Below are 26,979 nucleotides of genomic sequence, written 5' to 3' on the forward strand. Positions count from 1 at the left end.
ATGCGCTATTCGGTCGAAATCAGAAAGTTTTTCTACAGCCAGTATTTCTTCGGCGGCCTACGGATCGCGCTCGGCGTCTCGCTGCCCGCGGTGCTGAGCCTCATCGTGCTGCACGACCGCGAGCTCGGCTTCACGATCGCGACGGGCGCGCTCGGCGCATGCGTCGTCGACATGCCGGGCCCGCTCAAGTACAAGCACAACGAAATGCTCGCGTGCAGCGTGATCGGCTTCTTCTCCGCGCTCGCCACGGGGCTCGCGACGCCGAACATCTTCGCGCTGTGGCTCACGATCGTGCCGCTCACGTTCATGCTGTCGCTCATCGTCGTCTACGGCAACCGCTGGCCGCAGATCAGCTTCGCGACGCTGTTCATGATGGTGATGACGCTGGAGGAAAAGTTCACGCCGCTGCAGGCGCTCGTCAACGCGTCGTGGATTCTCGCGGGCGGGCTCTGGTACACGTACTGGGCGACGCTCGTGTCGCGCTGGCAGGCGCGCCGCATCGAGCAGCAGGCGCTCGCCGAGAGCCTCTTCGCATGCGCGTCGTACCTGCTCGCGCGCGCGGATTTCTACGATCTCGACGCCGACCTGGACGAGTGCTACCGCAATCTCGTCGCCAAGCAGATCACCGCGGTCGAGACGCAGGAAACCGCGCGCGACATCGTGCTGCGCAACCTGCCGAAGCTGCGCCGCGGCAAGCTCGATCCGGGCCGCACGATGATGTTCAACCTGTTCATCAACAGCGTCGACCTGCACGAGATGTTCGTCGGCGCGCACACCGATTACCCGCTCGTGCGCAGCACCTTCGGCGGCTCGGATCTGATGATCTTCTACCGCGACCTGATCCGCAAGGCGGCCGCCGATCTGGAAGAGATCGGCTTCGCGGTGCTCGAGAACCGGCTGCCGCATTCGCGGATCAGCGTGAAGGCCGAGCTGCGCGCGATCGAATACGAGATCGAGCTGATGCGCAAGAAGCAGTTCGCGGCGACCAACCCGGAAGCGTACGCGGCCGTGCTCGCGACCTTCCGCCGAATCTGGAGCGCGACGCGCCTGATCGACAAGATGCGCCGCAACCTGTCGGGCAGCGCCGACGCGCAGCGCACCGAGCTGAAGATCGACAAGGCGCTCACGCGCTTCCTGCAGAAGCGCCGGATGTCGCCGCTGCTCATCTTCTCGAACCTGAACATGGGCTCGCCGAGCTTCCGGCATGCGCTGCGCGTGACGATCGCGGTCGCGGTCGGCTTCTGGCTCGGGCGGCTCCTGCCGCTCACGAACGCGTACTGGATCGTGATGACGAGCATCATCATCCTGAAGCCGGGCTACTCGCTGACGAAGCAGCGCAACGTGCAGCGTATCGTCGGCACGCTGATCGGCTGCACGGCGAGTCTCGCGCTCATCTACACGGTCCACGAGCCGCACGTGCTGATCGCGTTCATGTTCGCGTCGATGGTGATGAGCTACAGCCTGCTGCTCTTCAACTACGCGGCGAGCGTCGTGTTCACGTCGTCGTACGTGCTGCTCCTGTTCCACCTGCTCGCGCCCGGCAACATGCGGATCATCGGCGAGCGCGCGATCGACACCGTCGTCGGCTGCATGATCGCGATCGCCGCGAGCCGGCTGTTCCCGTACTGGGAATACCGCGCGATCGGCAAGCTCGTCGCCGACACGCTCACGACCACCCGCAAGTACTTCGAAGCGACGTGGCGCGCGGGCCGCGGCAAGACGGCGGCCGCCGTGCCCGCGGCCGACGGCGCGGCGGCCGTGCCAGCGGTCGCGGCCGTCGTCGATGCCGCGGCGCCCGGCCTCGACGGCGACTACCCGTACCGGCTCGCGCGCAAGAACGTGCATATCGCGTTCGCGAACCTCGGCCAGGCGTTCCAGCGGATGATGCTCGAGCCGAAGGCGCACCAGAGGTTCGTGCCGGAGCTGAACGACCTGCTCGTGCAGACCCACGTGCTCGGCGCGCAGATCACCGCGGCCGCGCCGCTGCTGCGCCACGCGTGCGAGCAAGGCAACCCGCCCGCGCTCGAGCGCGGGATGGCCGCCGTGCGCGAGCATCTCGAGCAGGCGGAGGCCGGCGCGCCGCCGCCGTCGAACCAGGCCGAGACGAGCAAGCAGTTGGCGCGCGAGCTCGATTCGATGGTCGTCGACGCCGAGCGCTCGGACGCGAGCGCCGATCTCGCGCACGACCTGAAGGTGCTCGCGCATCAGTGCAAGCAGATGCTCGCGTCGTCGCTGCTGATCCGCAAGGACGCGAGCGTGATCCGCCTGCCCGAGTGAGTCGCCCGCGTCCCCCTTTCCCCTGCACCGTTTCGCGCCGCGCACGCACTCAGGGATTCCCTGACTACTGCGCACGCGCGCCGATTGGTATGATCTTTCCCGCGCCAAGTTGTCTATACAACTTCACGGGCGCGAGCGCCGGGCCGCTTCGTCCGGCCGACGACACCAATCATTCGGAGACACGATGAAGAACTTGCAGCGCCATCTGAGCGCGCGGCACATCCGCTTTCTCGCGCTCGGCTCGGCGATCGGCACGGGCCTCTTCTACGGCTCGGCGTCCGCGATCCAGCTGGCGGGCCCCGCCGTCATCCTCGCGTACATCCTCGGCGGCGCGGCCGTCTACATGGTGATGCGCGCGCTCGGCGAAATGGCCGTGCGCGAGCCCGTGCCCGGCTCGTTCGGCCACTACGCGACCGAGAACCTCGGGCCGTTCGCGGGCTTCGTCACCGGCTGGACCTACACGCTCGAGATGGTGATCGTCGCGATCGCCGACATCACCGCGTTCGGCATCTACATGGGCTTCTGGTTTCCGGACGTCCCGCAGTGGATCTGGGTGCTCGCGATCGTCGCGATCATCTGCGGGCTCAATCTGTGCCACGTGAAGGTGTTCGGCGAGCTGGAATTCTGGCTGTCGATCATCAAGGTGGGCGCGATCGTCGCGATGATCGGCGGCGGCGCCGCCATCCTCTTCACCGGGATGAAGCTCGGCAGCGGCGGCGCGCCGTCGGTCGCGAACCTGTGGTCGCACGGCGGCTTCCTGCCCAACGGCGTGGGCGGGCTCGTCGCGTCGCTGTCGGTGGTGATCTTCGCGTACGGCGGCATCGAGGTGATCGGGATGAGCGCCGGCGAGGCGAAGGAGCCCGAGCGCGTGATTCCGCGCGCGATCAACGCCGTGCCGGTGCGCATCCTGCTCTTCTACGTGCTGACGATGGTCGTGCTGATGTCTATCTTCCCGTGGACGGGCGTCGGCTCGAGCGGCAGCCCGTTCGTGCAGATCTTCTCGGCGCTCGGCGTGCGCTCCGCGGCCGAGATCCTGAACCTCGTCGTGATCAGCGCGGCGATTTCCGCGATCAACAGCGACATCTTCGGCGCGGGCCGGATGATGTTCGGGATGGCGCTGCAGGGCCAGGCGCCGCGCGCGCTCGCCGCGACGTCCGCGCGCGGCGTGCCGTGGGTCACGGTGCTCGTGATGGCGGGCGCCCTCCTCGTCGGCGTCGTGCTCAATTACCTGATGCCGAAGGACGTGTTCCTGATGGTCGCCGCGATCGCGACGTTCGCGACGGTCTGGGTCTGGCTGATGATCCTGCTGTCGCAGGTCGCGATGCGCCGCCGGCTCAGCGCGGCCGAGACCGCCGCGCTCAAGTTCAAGGTGCCGTTCTGGCCGCTCGGCCCGGCGCTCACGATCGCGTTCATGGCGTTCGTGATCGCGATGCTCGGCTATTTCGACGACACGCGCGTCGCGCTCTTCGTCGGCGGCGCGTGGCTCGCGATCCTCGCGCTCGTGTTCTACACGCGCATCCGGCCGCGGCTCGCCGCCGTCGCGCGCTGACGCGACATCCGAACGCCCGCGCGCGGCCGAACGCCGGCGCGCGGCGTGCGCCCGCCGGCGCTCAGACGCTCAGACGCTCAGACGCTCAGACGCTCAAGCGCTCGGGCGCACGCAGGCGCGGGCGCGCCGCCTCCGCCCGCCGGCGCTCAGCCGTGCGCGGACGCCGCGCTCGGCGCCGACGACGTTTGCGGATGCGCTTCGTCGTATTCGCGTTTCTGCGAAATCGCGTTGTACAGGACCGTGCCGATCACGAGCCCGATGACCACGACGATCAGGATCGCCACGCCGAAAACCGGATTCTTCTTGCTGCGCGGGTCGTTCATCGCCTGCTGCGCTCCGTCAAAAAATCGTCAAGCCGGCATTCTACGCGCAACCGCGTGCGCATCGCGGCCGGCCGCGCGCCGTCCGATTCGTCAGTTTTTTGCAAACGGCTCGCATTTGTGAATCATTCCCGTTTCGCATTACAATCAAAATCTTTCAATTTGTAATGTTTGCTCCGCGAAGGCCGCATGCCCCGCCTGCCGGAGCGTTCGTCCATCGCACGTCTTTCGCCGGAGCCCTCCATGTTCCTGAAGCCAGTCCGTCCGCCGCTGCGCGCGCTCGCACTCGCGTTTGCGCTCGCCGCCGCGCCCGCCGCGCACGCCGCGAACGCCGCGAACGAAGTCAACCTGTACACGACCCGCGAGCCGAAGCTGATCCAGCCGCTCGTCGACGCGTTCGCGAAGCAGAGCGGCGTCGCCGTCAACACGGTGTTCGTCAAGGACGGCCTGCTCGAGCGTGTGAAGGCGGAAGGCGCGCGCTCGCCGGCCGACGTGCTGATGACGGTCGACATCGGCAACCTGCTCGACCTCGTCGACGGCGGGCTCACTCAAGCGGTGCGCTCGCGCTCGCTCGACGACGCGATTCCCGCGAACCTGCGCGGCGCGGGCGGCGACTGGTACGCGCTGTCGCTGCGCGACCGCGTGCTGTACGTCGACAAGAACATGAAGCTCGACGCGATCACGTACGAATCGCTCGCCGATCCGAGCTGGAAAGGCAAGGTCTGCATCCGCTCGGGCCAGCATCCGTACAACACCGCGCTCGTCGCCGCGATGATCGCGCACGACGGCGAGGCCGCGACCGAAAAGTGGCTGCGCGGCGTGAAGGCGAATCTCGCGCGCAAGGCGACCGGGGGCGACCGCGACGTCGCGCGCGACATCCTCGGCGGCATCTGCGACGTCGGGCTCGCGAACGCGTACTACGTCGGCCACATGAAGCACGCGGAGCCCGGCACCGACGCGCGCAAGTGGGGCGACGCGATCAAGGTCGTGCGCCCGACGTTCGCGAACGCGAAGAGCGGCGGCACGCACGTCAACGTGAGCGGCGCGGCCGTCGCGAAGCACGCGCCGAACAGGGACAACGCGGTGAAGCTGCTCGAATACCTCGCGTCGCCGCCCGCGCAGGCGCTGTACGCGCAGGCGAATTACGAATACCCGGTGCGCGCGGGCGTCGCGCTCGATCCGGTGATCGCCGGCTTCGGGCCGCTCAAGGTCGATCCGCTGCCGCTCGTCGAGATCGCGAAGTACCGCAAGCGCGCGAGCCAGCTCGTCGACAAGGTCGGCTTTGACAACTGACGTCGACGCCTTCGCCGCGCGCCGCTCGCGTTCGCGTTCGCGCGTGGACGCGCGCATTCGCGCGTTCGTCCGCGGTATCGCTGCGCGCGGCTGGCTCGCCGCCGCGGCGGCGATCGCGGCGCTCGTCGCGACGCCGCTCGTCGCGCTCGCGTGCGCGGCGCTCGGCGCCGATCTGTCGCACTGGCGGCACCTCGCCGAATTCGTGCTGCCGCAAGCCGCGGCGAACACGCTCGCGCTGCTCGCGGGCGTGGGCGCGATCGTCACGTGCGTCGGCACGGGCGCCGCGTGGCTCGTCACCGCGTACGACTTCCCCGGGCGTCGCACGCTCGCGTGGGCGCTGCTGTTGCCGCTCGCGGTGCCGTCGTACATCGTCGCGTTCGCGTATCTCGACCTGCTCCACCCGATCGGCCCCGTGCAGAGCGCGCTGCGCTGGGCGCTCGGCTTCGACGGCCCCCGCGAGTTCCGCCTGCCCGACCTGCGTTCGCTGCCGGGCGCGATCGGCGTGCTCGGCTTCGTGCTGTATCCGTATGTCTATCTGTGCACGCGCGCGATGTTCGTCACGCAATCGGCGAGCCTCGTCGAAGCCGCGCGCACGCTCGGCGCGGGCCGCATCGAAACCTTCTTTCGCGTCGTGCTGCCGCTCGCGCGGCCGGCGATCGCGGTCGGCGCGAGCCTCGCGCTCCTCGAGACGCTGAACGACGTCGGCGCCTCCGAATTCCTCGGCGTGCAGACGCTCACGGTTTCCGTCTACACGACGTGGGTCACGCGCTCCGATCTCGCGAGCGCCGCGCAGATCGCGCTCGCGATGCTCGCGATCGTGCTCGGCGCGCTCGCGCTCGAACGCTACGGCCGCCGCCGCGAGCGCTACGCGCACGGCAGGCGGATGCGCGCGATCGAGCCGCAGCGGCTGCGCGGCGCGGCCGCCGTCGGCGCGGCCGCGGCGGGCTGGCTGCCCGTCGTCGTCGGCTTCGGCGCGCCCGCCGCGTATCTGGTTCACGAAACCGCGAAGCGCCTGCATCTCGTCGGCGGCGTGTCGAGCCAGCTGCTCGCGAGCCTCGCGAACACGCTCGCCGTCGCGCTCGCCGCGACCGTCGTCACGCTCGCGGGCGGGATCGTCGTCGCGTGGGCGACGCGACGCGCGCGCGACAGCGCCCGCTTCCAGCCGGGCCGCATCTGCGCGCGGCTCGCGAGCGTCGGCTACGCGGTGCCGGGCACGGTGCTCGCGATCGGCCTCCTCGCACCGCTCGCGCTCGCCGATCGCGCGATCGCCGCCGCGTTCGGCCGCGACGCGCTCGTGCTGATGGGCTCGGCCGCCGCGCTCGTGATCGCGTACGCGATCCGCTTCCTCGCGATTCCGGCGGGCGGCATCGAGGCCGGCCTCGCGCGGATTCCGGCGTCGCTCGAGCAAGCATCGCGCACGCTCGGCGAATCGGCGGGCATGACGCTCTGGCGCGTGCATCTGCCGCTGCTGCGCCCGGCGCTCGGCGCGAGCGCGCTCCTCGTGTTCGTCGACGCGATGAAGGAGCTGCCCGCGACGCTGCTCCTGCGCCCGCTGAACTTCGACACGCTCGCGACCTGGCTCTACGCGGAAGCCGCGCGCGGCACCTACGAGGAAGGCGCGGTCGCGGCGCTCGCGATCGTCGCGGCGGGCCTCGCGCCCGTGATCGTGCTCGCGCGCACCCAACTGAAATCCGGACCCTGAAAGGCACACCATGCTGCTCGAACTGAACGCCGTCACGCTCGCCTACGACACGCCGCGCGGCCGGCGCACGGTCGTCGACCGCCTGAATCTCGCGCTCGAGCGCGGCGCGATCGGCTGCCTGCTCGGCGCGTCCGGCTGCGGCAAGACGACGGTGCTGCGCGCGATCGCCGGCTTCGAGCCGGTGCGCGCGGGCGAAATCGTGCTCGCGGGCGCCCCGCTCGCGAGCCGCGACGCAGACGTGCCGCCCGAAAAGCGCCGCGTCGGCATGATGTTCCAGGATTACGCGCTGTTCCCGCACCTGTGCGCGCAGCAGAACGTCGAGTTCGGGCTGCGCCGCACGCCGAAGGCGCAGCGCCGCGCGCGCGCCGCGCAGATGCTCGAGCTCGTCGGCTTGGCCGATGCGGCGAACGCGTATCCGCACGAGTTGTCGGGCGGCCAGCAGCAGCGGATCGCGCTCGCCCGCGCGCTCGCGCCGTCGCCGGAGCTGCTGCTGCTCGACGAGCCCTTTTCGAATCTCGACGTCGACACCCGCGAGCGGCTCGCGTTCGAAGTGCGCGACATCCTGAAGGCGGCGGGCCACACGGCGCTCTTCGTCACGCACAATCAGGCGGAAGCGTTCGCGCTCGCGGACCGCATCGGCGTGATCGCCGACGGCCGGCTCGCACAGTGGGACGCGCCGTACAACCTCTATCACCATCCGGCGAGCGGGTTCGTCGCGGATTTCGTGCGGCGCGACGCGCTTGCCGACGAGCGCCGGCGCGCGCTCGAGCGGGGGCGTTGAGCGCGAGCGACGCGCGGCGCCGTTCGGCGGGCGCATCGGGCACGCGTGTCGGGCACGCGTGTCGGGCGCAAACGGTCGGCGGGACATCGCGCCGCCGCGTCCGGCATTCGGGGCATCGCGCACGGCCGCCGGCTCGCCGCCCCGTCAACTGTCGACCGTCAACCGTCAGCAGTCAGCAGTCAGCAGTCAGCAGCCGGCAAGCGGCAAGCGGCAGTCGGCAGTCAGCGCGCGTCGCCGTCGCGCACGGGCAGCGCGGTCGAGTACTTGATCTGCTCCATCGCGAACGACGAGCTCACGTCGAAGAGCGGCACCGAGCGGATCAGCTTCTTGTAGATGCGGTCGTAGTCGTCGATGTCGGCGACGACTACGCGCAGCAGATAGTCCGTCTCCCCGCTCATCCGGTAGACCTCGACGACTTCCGGCATGTCGCGCACGACCTGCGTGAAGCGCGCCGCCCACTCCTCGGTGTGCTGGTTCGTGCGCACCGCGACGAACACCGTCGTGCCGACGCCGAGCTTGCGCGGATCGCACAGCGCGACCTGCGCGCGAATCGCGCCCGCCTCCTTGAGCCGCTGAATCCGCTTCCAGCACGGCGTCTGCGACAGATTCACGCGCTGCGCGAGTTCCGCGATCGGCAGCGTCGCGTCCTCCTGCAGCAGCTCGAGCAACTTACGATCGATCGCGTCCATTTCCCCGTCCGTAGCGAATAGAAAATTATTCTATTCATTGTTCGCATGAGGGAACAATATGGAATCCCTTTCTCCAAGTCGACCGGTATAAATACGTACCGGACCCGCGCAACCTCGCCGCGGGACATGAACGACCGAGCCAACGATGAATCACGCCGCCTCTTTTCTCCCGCACGCGCCGGATGCGCATCCGAAACCGCGCGAGCGCGCGCCGTCGGCGATCGAACGTTTCTGCGCGCGGCTCGACGCGGCGTTCGACTCGCTCGCCCGAGAGTCCGCGCCCTCCCGCCATCCGGCGTTCGCGCGCGAGTTGCGCATCGCGCTCGCGCAAGCCGCCGCGACGCCCGACTTCCTCACGCCCGCGCAACGCGAGAGCGGCGCGGCGGGCTATCGGCGCCATTTGCTTGCCGCCGATCCGGGCGGCCGCTATGCGGTCGTGTCGCTCGTCTGGGAGCCGGGCCAATGGAGCCCGGTGCACGGCCATCATGCGTGGTGCGGCTATGCGGTGCTGGAAGGCAAGCTGACCGAGATCGTCTACCGCTGGAACGATGCGGCCTGCTGCGCGGTCGACGCGCGCAGGCACGCGCGGCCGACGGGCGCGGTGTCGTACGTCCGCGCGGGGCGCGAGGCCATTCACCGGCTCGGGCACGCGGGCGCGCCGGCCGACGCGCCCGCGATCTCGCTGCACGTGTACGGCGTGGCGGGCGAACGGGTGGCGACGCACGTAAACGACGTCGTCGCGGTCGGCGCCGGCGCGCATGCCTGAGGGCGTGATCGCCCGTGCCCACGCGGACGACGCGGCGAAGCCGCGATTCGACGCCCCGGCGTTCGCGGCCGAGCATGCGGGGTTGCTTGGGCGCGACCATGTCGCGCCGTGAAACGGAGGTGACGGGGGCGCGGCGGCGTGATCGAGCCGTTTGAGTTTGAGCGCCGTTTGAGCGCCGTTTGAGCGCCGTTTGAGCCGTTTGAGCCGTTGGAGCCGTTTGAGCCGTTGGAGCCGTTTGAGCCGTTGGAGCCGTTAGAGCCGTACGCGCCATCCGAACCCGCCCGGCACCGGCCGTCATGAGCATCGTCCCCCGCAACTCATCGCACCAGCCGATACCTGCGGCACGCCCGGCAGGACACGCCCCTCACACACCGTCACACACCTTTCGCGCCCCGCTCGCCCGCTGCCGCTGCCCGGGCATCGGTGCGCTTCCCGCCGCTGCCTTCGGCGCCAGCGGCCCGCCCTTCGCCGCCGCGCCCCATATCGTCGCGCGCGTCGCGCGCCGGATCGCGCGCATCTTCGCGCGTCGCGTCCTCGGCCGCGGCGCCGCCCGCCGTCGTCGAATACACGTGCATCTGCGGCAGCGGAATCTCGATGCCGGCGTCGTCCATCCGCCGCTTGATGCGCGCGTTGAACGCGCGCATCACGGTCGACTGCTGCTGCGGCCGCGTGCGGATCTGCCCTTTGACGATCATCCAGTTCGGCTCGAAGCGGTCGAGCCCCCACACTTCGACCGCGCCGAGCATCAGCCGGCGCACCGCGCCGTCGCTCCACAGATCCGCGCCCGCGTCGCGAATCAGCCGCGTCACCTGGTCGAGATCCGCCGAGAACGGCGCGCGCACTTCGAACACCGCGCAGCCGTAGTCGCGCGACAGGTTCTTGACGATCTTGATCTGCGAGAACGGAATCGAATGCAGCGCGCCCTGCCCGTCGCGCAGCCGCACCGTGCGGATCGTCAGATGCTCGACGGTGCCCGCGTGGCCGCCGTCCACGTCGATCCAGTCCCCGACCGAAATCGTGTCCTCGACGATGATGAAAAGCCCGGTGATGAGATCCGACACGAGCGACTGCGCGCCGAAGCCGACCGCGAGGCCGATCACGCCCGCGCCGGCGAGGAGCGGCGTCACGTTGATGCCGAGGTTCGCCGCCGTGACGATCGCGGCGACGGTGACGATCGTCACGAATGCGACGTTGCGCACGAGCGGCAGCATCGTGCGCGCGCGCACGCTCGGATTGCGGGCCTTGCCGCGCGAAGTCGCCGAGCTGAGCGCCTCGAGGATCGCGGTGTCGACGACGATCCACGCGAGCCACGCGACGAACAGCGTGACGACGATCGCCGTCACCGCCTGCGCGATCCCGCGCGCGGCGACGCTGTGCTCGACGATCCGCGCGAGCGAGATGCCCCACAGACGCGACGTGAGCTCGACGTAGCCGAGCCAGATGAAGAGCGTCGCGAGCGAGCCCGCGAAGCGCACGAGCCGCGCGACGTACACGGAGCGGTGGCGCCGCTTGCGGTGGACCGGATTCGGGCGCGTGACGCGCAGCACGACGGCCGACAGGAAGAACGCGAGCACGAGCAGCAGCGCGCTCACGATCGAGGTGCGCAGCAGATCGGACGACGAACGGCTGACGAGCAGCGTGCCGGCGACCGCCGCGAACGCGAGCACCAGCACGGGCGCGGGCCAGAGCGCGGCCGCGAAGTCGGCCATCTCCGTCGTCGCGCGATGCCCCGTGCGCTGCGCATGGCTGCGGTTGCGGATCAGGTGCGCGACGGGCCGCCGGTATGCGACCGCGAAGCACGCGCAGAGCACGGCGGCCGTCATGCTCGACGCGGTCGACACGAGGCTCGACAGGTCGAGGCCGAGCTGCCACGCGACGTCGCGGTTGAGCGCCGCGTCGCCGAGCGCGCCGAACGCGCCGATCAGGCGCAGCAGCCGCCACGAGCGCGCGATCAGCACGCGCCCCGCCGCGCGGCGGTGGCCCGAGCTGAACAGCGCGAACATGATGAGGCACAGCGACGCGAACACCGAGCCCGACACGATCGCGTACGCGGCGACGAGCGCGAGCGTGCGGCCGAGCGAATCGGGCAGCCCGCGCGCGATCGCGAGCACGGCGACGAACGACACGATCCACGGCCCGACGCGCCGCAACGCGAAGATCAGCATCTCCTTCGCGCTCGGATTCGGATCGAGCTTGACCGTGACGCCGTGGCGCGCCCAGAAACCGTGCTGCGCCCAGATCAACAGCGCCGCGCACGCGAGCCAGCCGGCCAGCATCAGCACGAGATCGAGCAGGATTCGCGTGCTCGGCTGCGGGCCCGCGCCGCTCGCGAGCCCGTAGAGCTCGCGGCCCGCCGCGCGAAAGCGCGCGGACCAGTAGCGCAGCGGCGTGTCGCGCTCGCGCAGGCTCGCCTCGACGGACGCCATCCCCGACGCGATCGCGCCGAGAAGCCCCGCGCCCGCCGCGCCGGACGCCGCCGCCGGTGCCGATGCGGCCTGCCCGGCCTGCGCGACGAGCGCCACGCTGCGCAATTGCTTGAGCTGCGCGACGAGCTGCGTACGCTGCCGGTCGTTGTCGAGCATGCGGATCACCGAGTCGAACGAGCGCGCGATCTCGGCGGCGCTCGCCGGCGACGGCGCGGCCGCCGACGCGCTCGCCGCGGCCGAGGCGCCCGATGCCGGCGCGGCGGCGTCCGACGCGGCGGCGGGCGCGATCAGCTTCTGGAAGGTGGCGAGGCCCGGATTGGTCGCCGCTCGCGCGGCGAACGGCGCGACGGCGAGCGCGAAGCCGACGGCGGCGAGCGCGAGCGCGGCGGCGCGTGCGCTCGACGGGGTCGATCGCCGCCCGCTCGGCCGCGATGCGATCGACGGGCAAGCGGCGAGCGCGGCGAGAACGACGGCGGCGCCGCGCGCGAAGAGCGAGCGAGGCGAAATCGGCATGCGATCGTAGGAGTGGTGACGACGATCGCCAGTGTAGCCCCAACGCGCGCATGCGCCGCCCGCTTCGCGGGTAGCGCGCGCCCTGAACGACGGCGCGCGCGTCGTGCCGGCGCGAACCGGCGCGACGCGCGTGCGGAAGAACGCCTCGGCTGACGCGCTCGGTCGACATGCCTGGCCGAATGCTCCCGCCTGGCGCTTCGGCATGCCCCTTCGCCACGACCCTTCGGCGTGCCACTTTCGGGCTAGCGCTTCGGGCTAGCGCTTCGAACTCGGGCTAGCGCTTTGGACTGCCCCTTCGGCGTGACGCTCCCGGCCCGACACTTCCGGCCGGCCCCTTCGGCGATGTCGCCCGGCCGGACCACCCGGCCGAACGCCATCGCCCGGCCGCTCCGCTCCGAGCGACCGCCGCGCGCGTCGCGCCGGCGTCCGCGCCGCGATCAGTACGCGACCGTCGCGGCCTGGCGCACGAAGCGGCTCTGCTCGATCTCGTCGACGAACGCGACCGCGTAGTCTTCGACCGAGATCTTGCTGTTGCCGTCGGCGTCGACAATCAGCTTGCCCTCGCCCGTGCGGAACTGGCCGGTGCGCTCGCCGGGCGCGATCAGCGCGGCGGGCGAGAAGAACGTCCAGTCGAGGTCCTGCACGCTCGCCAGGTAGTCGTACGCGTCGCGGTGCGCGAGCGCGACGGCCTTGTACGCGTCCGGGAAGCCCTCGGCATCGACAAGCTGCTTGCCGGGCGCGACTTCCAGCGTACCCGCGCCGCCCACCACGACGACGCGCTTCACGCCCGCCTTGCGCGCGCCCTCGACGAGCGCCCGCACGGCGGCGGCGACCTTCGACGCGTCCTCCTGCTTCGGGCCGTAGGCGCTCGCGACGACGTCCTGCCCCGCGAGCGCGGCGGCGATGCTCGCCGGATCGAACAGGTCGGCCGCCTTCACGGTGACGTTCTGCGCGCCCGCCGCCGGGTTGCGCGACAGCGCCGTCACCTGGTGGCCGCGTCGCGCCGCCTCGGCCGCGATTCGCGAGCCGATCATGCCGGTTGCGCCGAACAAAGCGATTTTCAAAGTACGTTGCGTCATGTCGATTCTCCTGGTTGGCGAATATGTAACTATATCAATTACATATTCAATCGAAAAAAGAGGGACCCACGATCCCCATCATAGTCAATTCATCCGCCCGTCGTGACCGCCGGGCGGCATTTCATCGGGCGGCAAGCCCTTGGCGTCTCATCCTGCGCCCGCCCACAACGGGCCGACGGCGAATCCCGATACGGCTCGCAGCCGCAGCGCGCCCGACATCGCGCGCTTTGCCGCTTTGCCTTTCGCCGCATCGCCGCTTCGCCGCTTCGCCGCATCGCACCCGTCCACGCGAACCTTCAAGCGGCCGAGCACGCTCCGCCGCGCAATCGCTCACGCGCTCGTCTGCCGCGCCCCGCCCGGCCGCCCGGACGCCTCCGAGCGCAGCACGTCGGCCGACACGTCGGCGAGCGTGCGCGTCGCGAGCGAGGCCTCCATCGCCCGCTGCGCGTCGCCGATGTAGCCCGTCAGCGCGCCCTGGATGTGCCGCCCGACGAGGCAGGCCGGATTCGGCGCCTCGCGGTGCAGCGCGAAGAGCTGCGCATCGTCGACCGCCCGGTAGACGTCGAGCAGCGTGATGCCCGACGGCTCGCGCGCCAGCAGCGCGCCGCCGCCCGCGCCGAGTTGCGACGTCGTGAGCCCCGCCGCCGCCAGCATCGACAGCAGGCGGCGAATCAACGCCGGATTCGTGTTCACGCTGCCCGCAATCACGTCAGACGACAGCGGCACGCCTTCCTGCATCGACAACAGCGCGAGCACGTGAACGGCAAACGCGAACCGGCTGCTCGTATTCATGATTCACCTGAAACGGCGCGCTCGCGCACCCCGTTCCGACGACAATGTGTAACCATAATAATTACATTTAATCCGCGATGCAAGCGAAATTCAGCGGCTCGCCGCCGAGCCGCTCGCGGCCGACGCGCCCGATACGCCCAGCGCGGCCGTCTGGCTCCATTGCTGCAGCTTCCGGCCGGCCGTTTCGAGACTCGTGCCGGCCGCGGCGGCGGCCTGCCCGAGCACGGCGGACGCGGCGCCCTGCGCGGCGGCCTGCGCCGAGCTCGCGGTGACGGGCGGCACGGCGGACGCCGCCGACGCGACGCCCCGCTTCGCCGCGTCGATCTGCTGATTGACGAAGCTCGCGACCTGGTCGAGCTGCTGCGTCGTCTGCTGGGCGGCATGCGCGGCGGCACTCGCCGCGTTGTCGGGCGGCGCGCTCGCTTGGTCGGGCTTCTTGCATCCGGCCAGCGCAGCGACGGCGACCGCCGCGAGCGCGGCGGCGCGAAGCCGGCTGCGGCCGGCGCGGGAAATGGGTGCGATGGCGTGAACGTGTGCGGTTGCGTCGGCGATCTCGATCGTCATGGCGAATGGCGCGGCAAAGCGGCTCCGTGTGGCGAAAAAGCGATGATACGACGCACCGGCGCGCGCCCAACGGCTTGCGCTTCTTTTTTACATGTCGTTGCCGCATCGGCGGCGCCCCGCCCGACGGGCCGGCGCCCGCGCACGCCGCATCGGCGCGTCCCTCGCGAGACGCCCGTCCATTCATACAAATTCAATTCAAAAAACTTTCATTTTCAAAAAATACACTTCCATGCGGTTCTCACCGCCGTTCGCCGCGCCCGCGCCGGCCACCGGCGGCTCCCGTCGCCCACAACAACTGGATTCCCCATGCCCGCGTTGCCCAATCCCTCCCGCCGCCATGCCTTGAAGATCCTCGCCGGCGCGCCGATGCTGCCACTTTCCGGCGTCGCGCTCCCCGCCCTGCTCACCGGCTGCGGCGGCGACGAAGACGTCGCCGCCGCGCCGCCCGCCGCGAGCTTCGCGGCGGCCGCGTTCGCGTCGATGGCCGCGCCGACGCTCGCCAGCCCGGCCGCGATGGCGACGACGACGGTCGGCTCGACGCTGTCCGTCTCGTTCACCGACGGCACGTCGCGCGACTACAAGCTCGCGTACCGGCCGTTCTTCGTGACGGGCGACCAGGTGCCCGACGGCAAAGGCGGCACGACCCTCGCGGGCGGCTACTACGACATCGACAACCGGCCGATCGTCGATCGCTCGGCGCCGGGCCAGGCGCGCCAGTTCTACTCCGACTGCCCGGACGGCAGCTCGCTGCTCACGCTCAAGAACGCGAGCGTGCCGGGCGTGAAAGGCAACGCGGTGTTCGCCGTCGTGCAGTTCGAATACACGACGCGCGACCTGGCGAGCGCGTCGCAATACGGCCGGCTGCCGTCGCCGATCGCCGTGCTGACGCTCGACCAGGACCCGGCCACGGGCGCGCTCAAGCTCGTCAAGTATCACAACGTCGACACGTCGGCCGCGCACGGCCTGTGGATCACGTGCGGCGCGAGCCTGTCGCCGTGGAACACGCATCTGTCGAGCGAGGAGTACGAGCCGGACGCGACGAAGGCCGCGACCGACGCGCAGTTCAAGGCGTTCAGCAAGAACACGTTCGGCAGCGAGACGGCCGCGAACCCGTACCACTACGGCCACCTGCCCGAGATCACGGTGAACCCGGACGGCACGGGCTCGGTGCGCAAGCACTATTGCCTCGGTCGAATCTCGCACGAGCTCGTGCAGGTGATGCCGGACCAACGCACGGTGCTGATGGGCGACGACGCGACGAACGGCGGCCTCTTCATGTTCATCGCCGACAGCGCGGCCGATCTCTCGGCGGGCACGCTGTACGTCGCGAAGTGGACGCAGACCTCGTCGATTGGCCCGGGCTCGGCGACGCTCACGTGGATCAATCTCGGCCACGCGACGAGCGCGGAGATCGAGGCGCTCGCGAACCGGCTGACGGCGACCGACATCATGGACGTCGCGACGAAGGACCCGGGCGACGCGTCGTTTTCGAAGATCAACTTCAGCGGCACGTTCAACTGGGTCCGCATCAAGCCCGGCATGACGAAGGCCGCGGCGTTCCTCGAAACGCACCGCTTCGCCGCGTACGCGGGCGGCAGCATGGGCTTCACGAAGCTCGAAGGCACGACGGTCAACGCGAAGGACAAGGTGCTCTATACGGCGATGTCGTACATCCAGAAATCGATGGTTCGCGGCAACGCGGCCGCCGGGCCGGACATCGCGCTCGACCGCGCGATCAACGCGGGCGCCGTCTACGCGCTCAACATGCGCGGCGGGCAACGCGACACGTCGGGCGCGACGATCGCGAGCGAATGGGTGCCCGTCGACATGAGCGCGCCCGCGGCGCTCGTCGGCGAGGATCTCGCCGCGGCCGACGCGCTCGGCAACCTCGCGAATCCGGACAAGATCGCGAATCCGGACAACCTGAAGTACTCGGAGAAGCTGCGCACGCTCTTTGTCGGCGAGGACTCGGGGATGCACGTGAACAACTTCCTGTGGGCGTACAACGTCGACACGAAGCAACTCTCGCGCGTGCTGTCGTGCCCGGCGGGCGCCGAATCGACGGGCCTGCACGCGGTCGACGAGATCAACGGCTGGACGTACATCATGAGCAACCTGCAGCACGCGGGCGATTGGGAATCGCCGCTGCACGACAAGGTGAAGGGCGTGCTCGATCCGCTCGTGCGCGCGAACTACAAGGACCGCTTCGGCGCGAGCGTCGGCTATCTGACGGCCGAGCCCGCCGCGATCCAGCTCAAGAAGGCGTGACCCCGGATTCTCTTCGCCGTCACGGCTGATTCGCCGGCGCTCGATGCCGGGTTGGCGCGATGCCCTCGTGGAACCGCGCCTTTTTTTATGCGCGCTCGCCGCGTGCGGCGGCGCAGCTCGGCGCGAGAACGGCAACGGAAGGCCGCGTCGGCATTGCCCGGCGCAATCCCAATATTTGGGATTCCCACCTGGACAGTGAACAGGCAAAAAAAAAGCGCCACGGAGACCGTGGCGCTAAAAAAGTTCTAGCCATTCCGAGGGCCGTGCTAGAACCTGAGAGACTGCATCGAACGTCGTTCCCGACTAAACTAACGAAACAACGTTTCGAAATTGGGAGACATTTTTTCCGTTTCCGGGCGACAAGTCAAGCGAAAAATACATGCCTCCCACGCATTTTCGACTGTGCGCGACCCGACATTTCCCTAATAAACTCAGGGTAAGTGAGTAAGTATTGCGCATCGTGAAAGATTATCGCAAAACGCGCGCACTTTCCGGCATTCGTCTTACAATTGATAAAAATCTGAAATCAAGTTTCGAAAAAGAGAGATTTCCGTGACGACACGCTCCAACGCTCAGGCCATTTCCCGTGAACGGGAAGCCACTTCCGACGAAATCACGGCCCTCGCGCGCGGTTTGGCCGTTCTGCGCCGCATCGCCACCTCCGACGCCCCGGTCAGCAACCGGGAACTGGCAGAATTGACAGGCATCCCCAAGCCAACCGTATCGCGGATCACGGCGACGCTCGTGAACGCGGGCTTCCTGTTCCAGTTGCCCGACAGCGAGCGCTTCGTGCTGACCGCGTCGGTGCTCGAGCTCAGCAACGGCTTCCTGCGCAACTTCGACATCCGCGCGCGCTCGCGGCCGTTCCTCGTCGAGCTCGCCGAAAAGACCTCGCTGTCCGTTCACCTCGCCGTGCGCGACCGCCTCGACATGGTCGCGATCGACGTGATCCGTCCGCGCTCGGCCGTGCTCGTCACGCGGCTCGAGACGGGTTCGCGGATGGACATCGCGCGCACGGCGGTCGGCCGCGCGTATCTCGCGGCGCTCGAGGACGACGCGCGCCGCGAGCTGATCGGCGCGCTGCAGGCCGCGGCGGGCGACGACTGGCCGTTCGTCGTGTCGAGGCTCAATTCCGCGCTCGCCGACATCGCGCAAAACGGCTACGCGATCGCGATCGGCGAATGGCGCGAGGAGCTGAATGCGATCGCGGCGGGCTTCGTCGCGCCGACCGGCCAGCGCTACGCGGTCAACTGCGGCGGCTCCGCGCACCAGTGCACGCCCGATTTCCTGCGCTCGGTCGCGGTGCCGGCGCTGCGCGAGTGCATCGCGAGGATCACGCGCGAGATCGGCGGCTCCGCGTGGCCGAACCGCGCGCCCTGACGCGCGGCCCTTGGCGCGCGTCCTTGCATGCCCTGACACGCCCTGCCCGCCCTTGCTCGCGCGCGCGGTGTGCGCCGGCGGCGCATACCGCGTCCGATGCGGCGAACGGCCGCCTTCGCCTTCGCCTTCGCCTTCGCCTTCGCCTTCGCCTTCGCCTTCGCCTTCGCCTTCGCCCTTCGCCCTTCGCCCTTCGCCCTTCGCCGGCCGCCCGCAGCCCGCAGCCCGCAGCCCGATCCGCCCCGACAACACCCCGCCCCGCCCGATCTGCAACCGCAGCATCTTGCGCGTCATCGCGACACCGTCATCATCCGTTCATCTGTAACGACCGTAATTCGCTGAAAGATAGGGCGCTGGACTGTAACCGTCATGGGGACGTAGCATCATGCAACCCCGCGCCCAAACGGCGCGCCCCGCTCTTTTGCGTCGCGACCGGGCCGCAGTCGGCCCGCGCCGCGCCGCCCGCGAACGCGGCCCGCCCGCGCCTGCCGTAAGCGCTGCACGCCGACTTCCAGATCGAACCGATGGACAATCAAGAAAAGCCCACGCCCCGCTCTCCCGCCCACCCGCCGTCGGGCCCCGAAGCCCCTCGCCCGCGCCGCAAGCTGATCGCGTTCTGCGCGATCGCGGCCGTCGTGGCCGGCGGCCTGCTGTGGTGGCATCCGTGGAAGAGCGGCGGCGACTCGACCGCCGCGAGCCAGCAAAGCGGCGCGCGCAAGCGCGGCGGGCCGGCCGCGCTCGCGAACCTGCCGCAGCCCGTCCAGGTCGCGACCGCGGCGCGCGGCGAGATGCCGATCGTCCTCAATTCGCTCGGCACCGTCACGCCGCTCGCGAACGTGACCGTGCGGACCCAGCTGTCCGGCTACCTGCAGTCGGTGTCGTTCCAGGAAGGCCAGATCGTCAAGAAAGGCGACGTGCTCGCGCAAGTCGATCCGCGCCCGTACGAGATCTCGCTCGCGAACGCGCAGGGCGCGCTCGCGCGCGACGAGGCGCTCCTCGCGACCGCGCGCCTCGACCTGAAGCGCTACCAGACGCTCGTCGCTCAAGACTCGATCGCGAAGCAGACGGCCGACACGCAGGCGTCGCTCGTCAAGCAATACGAAGGCACCGTGCAGATCGACCGCGCGGCGATCGATTCCGCGAAGCTCAACCTCACGTACGCGCGGATCACGGCGCCCGTGTCGGGCCGCGTCGGCCTGCGCCAGGTCGATCCGGGCAACTACGTGACGCCGTCGGACACGAACGGCATCGTCGTCATCACGCAGCTGCAGCCGATGAGCGTCATCTTCACGACCTCGGAAGACAACCTGCCCGCTATCCTCAAGCAGGTGAGCGCCGGCAACAAGCTGTCGATCACCGCGTACAACCGCAACAACACGTCGCCGCTCGAAACCGGCATGCTCGACACGCTCGACAACCAGATCGACACGACCACCGGCACCGTGAAGCTGCGTGCGTCGTTCGAGAACAAGAACAACCTGCTGTTCCCGAATCAGTTCGTCAACACGCGCCTTCTCGTCGACACGATGCGCGACGCGACGATCGTGCCGACGTCGGCCGTGCTCACCGGCTCGATCGGCCAGTTCGTCTATGTCGTGAAGCCGGACAACACCGTGACCGTGCGCAAGGTGAAGCCCGGCCCCGTCGACGGCGAGCGCACGAGCATCGTCGACGGGCTCGCGGCCGGCGAGCGCGTCGTGACGGACGGCTCCGACCGGCTGCGCGAGGGCTCGGCGATCACGGTCCCGGCCGAGCAGCCGAAGCAGGCGTCGGGCGCGAAAGGCGCATCGGCCGCGTCCGGCGCGCACGGCGGGCATCGCCGCCGCGGCGCGTCGCAGGCACAATCGCAATGACGCCGGCTGACCGATGAACCCGTCCCGCGTCTTCATTCTTCGCCCGGTCGGCACCGCGCTGCTGATGGCGGCGATCATGCTCGCCGGTCTCGTCGCGCTGCGCTTCCTGCCGCTCGCGGCGCTCCCCGAGGTCGACTATCCGACGATCCAGGTCCAGACCTTCTATCCGGGCGCGAGCCCCGAGGTGATGACCTCGTCCGTCACCGCGCCGCTCGAGCGGCAGTTCGGGCAGATGCCGTCGCTCAACCAGATGTCGTCGCAAAGCTCGGCGGGCGCGTCGGTGATCACGCTGCAGTTCAGCCTCGACCTGCCGCTCGACATCGCCGAGCAGGAAGTGCAGGCCGCCATCAACGCGGCCGGCAACCTGTTGCCGTCGGACCTGCCCGCGCCGCCCATCTACGCGAAGGTCAATCCGGCCGACGCGCCCGTCATCACGCTCGCCGTCACGTCGAAGACGCTGCCGCTCACGCAGGTGCAGGATCTCGCCGACACGCGGCTCGCGATGAAGATCTCGCAGGTGTCGGGCGTCGGCCTCGTCAGCCTGTCGGGCGGCAACCGGCCGGCCGTGCGGATTCAGGCGAACCCGCTCGCGCTCGCGTCGTACGGCCTGAACCTCGACGACCTGCGCACGACCATCTCGAACCTGAACGTCAACACGCCGAAGGGCAACTTCGACGGCCCGACGCGCGCGTACACGATCAACGCGAACGACCAGCTGACGAGCGCCGACCAGTACAACGACGCCGTCGTCGCGTACAAGAACGGCCGGCCCGTGATGCTGACCGACGTCGCGAAAGTCGTCGCCGGCTCGGAGAACACGAAGCTCGGCGCGTGGGTCGATTCCGAGCCCGCGATCATCCTGAACGTGCAGCGGCAGCCGGGCGCGAACGTGATCCAGACGGTCGACAACATCAAGGCGATCCTGCCGAAGCTGCAGGAATCGCTGCCCGCCGCGCTCGACGTGCAGATCGTCACCGACCGCACGACGATGATCCGCGCCGCCGTGCGCGACGTGCAGTTCGAGCTCGCGCTCGCGGTCGTGCTCGTCGTGCTGGTGATGTACCTGTTCCTCGCGAACGTCTACGCGACGATCATCCCGAGCCTGTCGGTGCCGCTGTCGCTGATCGGCACGCTCGCGGTGATGTACCTGTCGGGCTTCTCGCTGAACAACCTGTCGCTGATGGCGCTCACGATCGCCACGGGCTTCGTCGTCGACGACGCGATCGTGATGATCGAGAACATCGCGCGCTACGTCGAGGAAGGCGATTCGGCGCTCGAGGCGGCGCTGAAGGGCTCGAAGCAGATCGGCTTCACGATCATCTCGCTGACGGTGTCGCTCATCGCCGTGCTGATTCCGCTGCTCTTCATGGGCGACGTCGTCGGGCGCCTCTTTCACGAGTTCGCGATCACGCTCGCGGTGACGATCGTGATCTCGGCCGTCGTGTCGCTCACGCTCGTGCCGATGATGTGCGCGAAGCTCCTGCGCCACACGCCGCCGCCCGAGAGCCACCGCTTCGAGGCGAAGGTGCACGCGCTGATCGACCGCGTGATCGCGCGCTACGGCGTCGCGCTGCAGTGGGTGCTGAACCGGCAGCGCTCCACGCTCGTCGTCGCGGTGCTGACGCTCGCGCTCACCGCCCTCCTCTACGTCGTGATTCCGAAGGGCTTCTTCCCGACGCAGGACACCGGCGTGATCCAGGCGATCACGCAGGCGCCGCAGGCGGTGTCGTACGGCGCGATGGCCGAGCGCCAGCAGGCGCTCGCCGCCGAGATCCTGAAGAACCCGGACGTCGTGAGCCTCACGTCGTTCATCGGCGTCGACGGCTCGAACATCACGCTCAACAGCGGCCGCATGCTGATCAACCTGAAGCCGCGCGACGAGCGCAGCGAATCGGCGAGCGACGTGATCCGCTCGCTGCAGCAGCAGGTGGCGAACGTCACGGGCATTTCGCTCTACATGCAGCCGGTGCAGGATCTGACGATCGATTCGACGGTGAGCCCGACGCAGTATCAGTTCATGCTGACGAGCCCGAATGCGGAAGAGTTCGCGACCTGGGTGCCGAAGCTCGTCGAGCGGCTGAAGAAGGAGCCGTCGCTCGCCGACGTCGCGACCGATCTGCAAAACAGCGGCAAATCGGTCTACATCGAGATCGACCGCGCGAACGCCGCGCGCTTCGGGATCACGCCCGCGACCGTCGACAACGCGCTCTACGACGCGTACGGCCAGCGGATCGTGTCGACGATCTTCACGCAGTCGAACCAGTACCGCGTGATCCTCGAATCCGAGCCGCAGATGCAGCACTACGCCGATTCGCTCAACGGCATCTACCTGCCGTCGGCGGGCGGCGGGCAGGTGCCGCTCGCTTCGATCGCGACGTTCCACGAGCGGCCGGCGCCGCTTCTCGTGTCGCACCTGTCGCAGTTCCCGGCGACGACGATCTCGTTCAACCTCGCTCAGGGCGCGTCGCTCGGCGAGGCGGTCAAGGCGATCGAGGCGGCCGAGCGCGAGCTCGGGCTGCCCGCGTCGTTCCAGACGCGCTTCCAGGGCGCGGCGCTCGCGTTCCAGGCGTCGCTGTCGAACCAGCTGTTCCTGATCCTCGCCGCGATCATCACGATGTACATCGTGCTCGGCGTGCTGTACGAGAGCTACATCCATCCGATCACGATCCTGTCGACGCTGCCGTCGGCGGGCGTCGGCGCGCTGCTCGCGCTGATGATCACCGGCCACGACCTCGACATCATCGGGATCATCGGCATCGTGCTCTTGATCGGCATCGTGAAGAAGAACGCGATCATGATGATCGACTTCGCGCTCGAGGCGGAGCGCGTCGAGGGCAAGCCGCCGCGCGAGGCGATCTACCAGGCGTGCCTGTTGCGCTTTCGGCCGATCCTGATGACCACGCTCGCGGCGCTTCTCGGCGCGGTGCCGCTCATCGTCGGCTCCGGCGCGGGCTCCGAGCTGCGCCAGCCGCTCGGGATCGCGATCGCGGGCGGGCTCATCGTGTCGCAAGTGCTCACGCTCTTCACGACGCCCGTGATCTACCTCGGCTTCGACGCGCTCGCGCGCCGCATCCGCGGCTTCTTCGATCGCTCCGGCCCGGCGGCCGCGCATCCGGACGCGTAAATGAACCTGTCGCGCCCGTTCATCACCCGCCCCGTCGCGACGACGCTGCTCGCGCTCGGGATCGCGCTCGCCGGCCTGTTCGCGTTCGTCAAGCTGCCCGTCTCGCCGCTGCCGCAAGTCGATTTCCCGACGATCATGGTGCAGGCGTCGCTGCCCGGCGCGAGCCCCGAGACCGTCGCGACGAGCGTGACAAGCCCGCTCGAGCGGCACCTGGGCTCGATCGCCGACGTCTCCGAGATGACGTCGATGAGCTCGGTCGGCAACGCGCGGATCGTGCTGCAGTTCAACCTGAACCGCGACATCGACGGCGCCGCGCGCGACGTGCAGGCGGCCATCAACGCCGCGCGCGCCGATCTGCCGGCGAGCCTGAAGAGCAACCCGACGTACCGCAAGGTCAATCCGGCCGATTCGCCGATCATGGTCGTGTCGCTCACGTCGAAGACGGCCTCGCCCGCGAAGCTGTACGACGCCGCGTCGACGGTGCTCCAGCAATCGCTGTCGCAGATCGACGGCATCGGCCAGGTGAGCTTGAGCGGCTCGGCGAACCCGGCCGTGCGCGTCGAGCTCGAGCCGCACGCGCTCTTTCACTACGGGATCGGCCTCGAGGACGTGCGCGCCGCGCTCGCGTCGGCGAACGCGAACAGCCCGAAAGGCGCGATCGAATTCGGCCCGAACCACTACCAGCTGTACACGAACGACCAGGCGTCTCAGGCGTCGCAGTACAAGGATCTCGTGATCGCGTACCGCAACAACGCGGCCGTGAGCCTCTCGGACGTGTCGAGCGTCGTCGACTCGGTCGAGGACCTGCGCAACCTCGGCCTCGCGAACGGCGAGCGCGCGGTGCTCGTGATTCTCTACCGGTCGCCCGGCGCGAACATCATCGAGACGATCGACCGCGTGAAGGCGGCGCTGCCGCAGCTCACGGCCGCGCTGCCCGCCGACATCAAGGTGGCGCCGGTGCTCGACCGCTCGCGCACGATCCGCGCGTCGCTCGCCGACACCGAGCACACGCTGCTCATCGCGGTGAGCCTCGTCGTGATGGTCGTGTTCCTGTTCCTGCGCAACTGGCGCGCGACGCTGATCCCGAGCGTCGCCGTGCCGATCTCGATCGTCGGCACGTTCGGCGCGATGTACCTGCTCGGGTTCTCGCTGAACAACCTGTCGCTGATGGCGCTCATCGTCGCGACGGGCTTCGTCGTCGACGACGCGATCGTCGTGCTCGAAAACATCTCGCGCCACATCGAGAACGGCACGCCGCGCCTGCAGGCCGCGTTCGACGGCGCGCGCGAGGTCGGCTTCACGGTGCTGTCGATCAGCCTGTCGCTCGTCGCGGTGTTCCTGCCGATCCTGCTGATGGGCGGCATCGTCGGGCGGCTGTTCCGCGAGTTCGCGCTCACGCTGTCGCTCGCGATCGCCGTGTCGCTCGTCGTGTCGCTCACGCTCACGCCGATGATGTGCGCGCGCCTTCTGCCCGAGCCGCACGATCCGCGGGACGAGAGCCGCTTCGCGCGCTGGCTCGAGCGCGGCTTCGAGCGGATGCAGCGCGGCTACGAGCGCACGCTGTCGTGGGCGCTGCGTCATCCGCGCACGATCCTGATGACGCTCGCCGCGACGATCGCGCTCAACGTGTTCCTCTACGTCGTCGTGCCGAAGGGCTTCTTCCCGCAGCAGGACACGGGGCTCATGATCGGCGGCATCCAGGCCGACCAGACGACGTCGTTCCAGGCGATGAAGCTCAAGTTCACCGAGATGATGCGCATCGTGAGCGCGAATCCGAACGTCGCCAACGTCGCGGGCTTCACGGGCGGCACGCAGACCAACTCGGGCTTCATGTTCGTCGCGCTGAAGGACAAGCCGCAGCGCAAGCTGTCGGCCGACCAGGTGATTCAGCAGCTGCGCGAGCCGCTGTCGCACGTCGCGGGCGCGCGCACGTTCCTGCAGGCGGCGCAGGACATCCGGATGGGCGGCCGGCAGAGCAACGCGCAGTATCAGTTCACGCTGCTCGGCGATTCGTCGGCCGATCTGTACAAATGGGGGCCGATCCTGACGGAGGCGCTGCAGAAACGCCCCGAACTCGCCGACGTGAATTCCGACCAGCAGCAAGGCGGCCTCGAGTCGATGGTGACGATCGACCGCGCGACGGCCGCGCGCCTCGGCATCAAGCCCGCGCAGATCGACAACACGCTGTACGATGCGTTCGGCCAGCGCCAGGTGTCGACGATCTACAACGCGCTCAACCAGTACCACGTCGTGATGGAAGTCGCGCCGCAATACTGGCAGAGCCCGGAGATGCTGAACCAGGTGTACGTGAGCACGTCGGGCGGCAGCGCGAGCGGCGCGCAGACGACGAACGCGGCGGCGGGCACCTACGTCGCGACGTCGACGCGCGCGTCGACGGCCGGCACGGCCGCGCAGAGCGCCGCCGCGATCGCCGCCGATTCGGCGCGCAACCAGGCGCTCAACTCGATCTCGTCGAGCGGCAAGTCGAGCGCGTCGTCGGGCGCGTCGGTGTCGACGTCTAAGTCGACGATGGTGCCGCTCTCCGCGATCGCGCGCTTCGGGCCGAGCACGACGCCCTTGTCGGTCAACCACCAGGGCCTGTTCGTCGCGACGACGATCTCGTTCAACCTGCCGCCCGGCGTGTCGCTGTCGAAGGCGACGCAGGTGATCTACCAGACGATGGCGCAGATCGGCGTGCCGCCGACGATCCAGGGCAGCTTCCAGGGCACCGCGCAAGCGTTCCAGCAGTCGCTGAAGGATCAGCCGGTCCTGATCCTCGCCGCGCTCGCGGCCGTCTACATCGTGCTCGGCATCCTGTACGAGAGCTACATCCACCCGGTGACGATCCTGTCGACGCTGCCGTCGGCGGGCGTGGGCGCGCTGCTCGGCCTGCTGCTCTTCAAGACCGAGTTCAGCATCATCGCGCTGATCGGCGTGATTCTCCTCATCGGCATCGTGAAGAAGAACGCGATCATGATGGTCGATTTCGCGATCGATGCGTCGCGGCAAGGCAAGTCGTCGTTCGACGCGATCCACGAGGCATGCCTGCTGCGCTTTCGGCCGATCATGATGACGACGATGGCGGCGCTCCTCGGCGCGCTGCCGCTCGCGTTCGGGCGCGGCGACGGCGCCGAGCTGCGCGCGCCGCTCGGGATCGCGATCGCGGGCGGCCTCATCGTGTCGCAGATGCTGACGCTCTATACGACGCCCGTCGTCTACCTGTACATGGACCGGCTGCGCGTGTGGGCGGAAAAGCGCCGGAACCGCGGGACGTCGGGCAACGCGGCCATCGTGGGCGATTGACGCGCCGGGCGCGCGCGATGCGAGCCGCGCCGGTCGGCCGGCTTCGGCTGCGCGTCGCACGCATGTCGCACGCATGTCGCACGCATGTCGCACGCATGTCGCACGCATGTCGCACGCATGTCGCACGCATGTCGCACGCATGTCGCACGCATGTCGCACGCATGTCGCACGCATGTCGCACGCATGTCGCACGCATGTCGCACGCATGTCGCACGCGGACGGCGCGCGCCGGGCGCGCGGGCCGTCCGCGTCGCCGCCACTCGCAAACTGGGCGATCCCGGACGGGCCGTCCCGGACGGGAGT

At 69.2% G+C, this 26,979-nt stretch carries 18 protein-coding genes; 12 read left to right on the plus strand and 6 right to left on the minus strand.

The window, feature by feature from the left end:
- Genes WT60_RS13580 through WT60_RS13590 form a run of 3 tightly spaced genes read left to right on the plus strand, consistent with a single transcriptional unit; the run spans position 1 to position 3,826 of the window.
- Positions 1-2,277 (plus strand): FUSC family membrane protein, encoded by a 2,277-nt coding sequence (locus tag WT60_RS13580; RefSeq protein WP_038744781.1) that lies wholly within the window; start codon positions 1-3, stop codon positions 2,275-2,277.
- Positions 2,274-2,465 (plus strand): rod shape-determining protein MreB, encoded by a 192-nt coding sequence (locus tag WT60_RS13585; RefSeq protein WP_081989369.1) that lies wholly within the window; start codon positions 2,274-2,276, stop codon positions 2,463-2,465. The genes WT60_RS13580 and WT60_RS13585 overlap by 4 nt, the downstream gene beginning before the upstream one ends.
- Positions 2,462-3,826, plus strand: a complete 1,365-nt coding sequence (locus WT60_RS13590; RefSeq protein WP_038744780.1) for an amino acid permease — start codon at positions 2,462-2,464, stop codon at positions 3,824-3,826. The genes WT60_RS13585 and WT60_RS13590 overlap by 4 nt, the downstream gene beginning before the upstream one ends.
- Positions 3,827-3,972: 146 nt before the next feature.
- Here WT60_RS13590 and WT60_RS13595 read toward each other — a convergent pair whose 3' ends face one another.
- Positions 3,973-4,149 (minus strand): hypothetical protein, encoded by a 177-nt coding sequence (locus WT60_RS13595; RefSeq protein WP_038744779.1) that lies wholly within the window; start codon positions 4,147-4,149, stop codon positions 3,973-3,975.
- 240 nt (positions 4,150-4,389) lie between these two features.
- Here WT60_RS13595 and WT60_RS13605 point away from each other — a divergent pair, with 240 nt between their 5' ends.
- The 3 genes from WT60_RS13605 to WT60_RS13615 are packed head-to-tail and all read left to right on the plus strand — an operon-like array spanning position 4,390 to position 7,922.
- Positions 4,390-5,439 carry a Fe(3+) ABC transporter substrate-binding protein gene (locus WT60_RS13605; protein WP_060356775.1) on the plus strand — a complete coding sequence of 350 codons (1,050 nt, stop codon included), beginning with the start codon at positions 4,390-4,392 and terminating at the stop codon, positions 5,437-5,439.
- Positions 5,429-7,141, plus strand: coding sequence for an iron ABC transporter permease (locus tag WT60_RS13610; protein WP_038744777.1), 1,713 nt, complete (start codon positions 5,429-5,431; stop codon positions 7,139-7,141). The genes WT60_RS13605 and WT60_RS13610 overlap by 11 nt, the downstream gene beginning before the upstream one ends.
- Before the next feature lie 10 nt (positions 7,142-7,151).
- Entirely contained in the window at positions 7,152-7,922 is a 771-nt protein-coding gene (locus tag WT60_RS13615) for an ABC transporter ATP-binding protein (protein ID WP_059575313.1), read from the plus strand.
- A gap of 221 nt (positions 7,923-8,143) precedes the next feature.
- Here the strand turns inward: WT60_RS13615 and WT60_RS13620 are convergent, their stop codons facing one another.
- Positions 8,144-8,611 (minus strand): Lrp/AsnC family transcriptional regulator, encoded by a 468-nt coding sequence (locus WT60_RS13620; protein ID WP_038744775.1) that lies wholly within the window; start codon positions 8,609-8,611, stop codon positions 8,144-8,146.
- Positions 8,612-8,756: 145 nt separating this feature from the next.
- On the opposite strand from WT60_RS13620, the gene WT60_RS13625 reads away from it, so the two are divergent.
- Positions 8,757-9,377: a cysteine dioxygenase family protein gene (locus tag WT60_RS13625; protein ID WP_038744774.1), complete on the plus strand. Its 621-nt coding sequence runs from the start codon at positions 8,757-8,759 to the stop codon at positions 9,375-9,377.
- A gap of 374 nt (positions 9,378-9,751) precedes the next feature.
- Here the strand turns inward: WT60_RS13625 and WT60_RS13630 are convergent, their stop codons facing one another.
- The 4 genes from WT60_RS13630 to WT60_RS13645 all read right to left on the minus strand — a co-directional run bounded on the left by WT60_RS13630 (position 9,752) and on the right by WT60_RS13645 (position 14,751).
- A complete protein-coding gene (locus tag WT60_RS13630) occupies positions 9,752-12,316 on the minus strand; it encodes a mechanosensitive ion channel family protein (protein WP_060821949.1) in 2,565 nt (854 codons plus the stop codon).
- A gap of 437 nt (positions 12,317-12,753) precedes the next feature.
- Positions 12,754-13,395: an NAD(P)H-binding protein gene (locus WT60_RS13635; RefSeq protein ID WP_059575308.1), complete on the minus strand. Its 642-nt coding sequence runs from the start codon at positions 13,393-13,395 to the stop codon at positions 12,754-12,756.
- Between the two features lie 330 nt (positions 13,396-13,725).
- Positions 13,726-14,187 (minus strand): Rrf2 family transcriptional regulator, encoded by a 462-nt coding sequence (locus WT60_RS13640; protein WP_059646437.1) that lies wholly within the window; start codon positions 14,185-14,187, stop codon positions 13,726-13,728.
- A 90-nt stretch (positions 14,188-14,277) separates the two neighbouring features.
- Entirely contained in the window at positions 14,278-14,751 is a 474-nt protein-coding gene (locus WT60_RS13645; RefSeq protein ID WP_038744771.1) for a hypothetical protein, read from the minus strand.
- A 306-nt stretch (positions 14,752-15,057) separates the two neighbouring features.
- Here WT60_RS13645 and WT60_RS13655 point away from each other — a divergent pair, with 306 nt between their 5' ends.
- The 5 genes from WT60_RS13655 (at position 15,058) to WT60_RS13675 (ending at position 26,676) form a co-directional block, all read left to right on the plus strand.
- Positions 15,058-17,019: an alkaline phosphatase PhoX gene (locus tag WT60_RS13655; RefSeq protein WP_059669770.1), complete on the plus strand. Its 1,962-nt coding sequence runs from the start codon at positions 15,058-15,060 to the stop codon at positions 17,017-17,019.
- 552 nt (positions 17,020-17,571) lie between these two features.
- On the plus strand, positions 17,572-18,399 hold the full coding sequence (locus WT60_RS13660) for an IclR family transcriptional regulator (protein ID WP_038744769.1): 828 nt from the start codon (positions 17,572-17,574) through the stop codon (positions 18,397-18,399).
- 521 nt (positions 18,400-18,920) lie between these two features.
- Positions 18,921-20,249, plus strand: coding sequence for an MdtA/MuxA family multidrug efflux RND transporter periplasmic adaptor subunit (locus WT60_RS13665; RefSeq protein ID WP_038744767.1), 1,329 nt, complete (start codon positions 18,921-18,923; stop codon positions 20,247-20,249).
- Between the two features lie 13 nt (positions 20,250-20,262).
- Complete coding sequence (locus WT60_RS13670; RefSeq protein WP_038744766.1) at positions 20,263-23,373, plus strand: MdtB/MuxB family multidrug efflux RND transporter permease subunit; 3,111 nt, start codon at positions 20,263-20,265, stop codon at positions 23,371-23,373.
- Entirely contained in the window at positions 23,374-26,676 is a 3,303-nt protein-coding gene (locus WT60_RS13675) for an efflux RND transporter permease subunit (RefSeq protein WP_038744765.1), read from the plus strand.
- Positions 26,677-26,979 lie beyond the last annotated feature (303 nt).

It is taken from the genome of Burkholderia sp. MSMB617WGS, assembly GCF_001532025.2.
GTDB classification, from domain to species: domain Bacteria; phylum Pseudomonadota; class Gammaproteobacteria; order Burkholderiales; family Burkholderiaceae; genus Burkholderia; species Burkholderia savannae.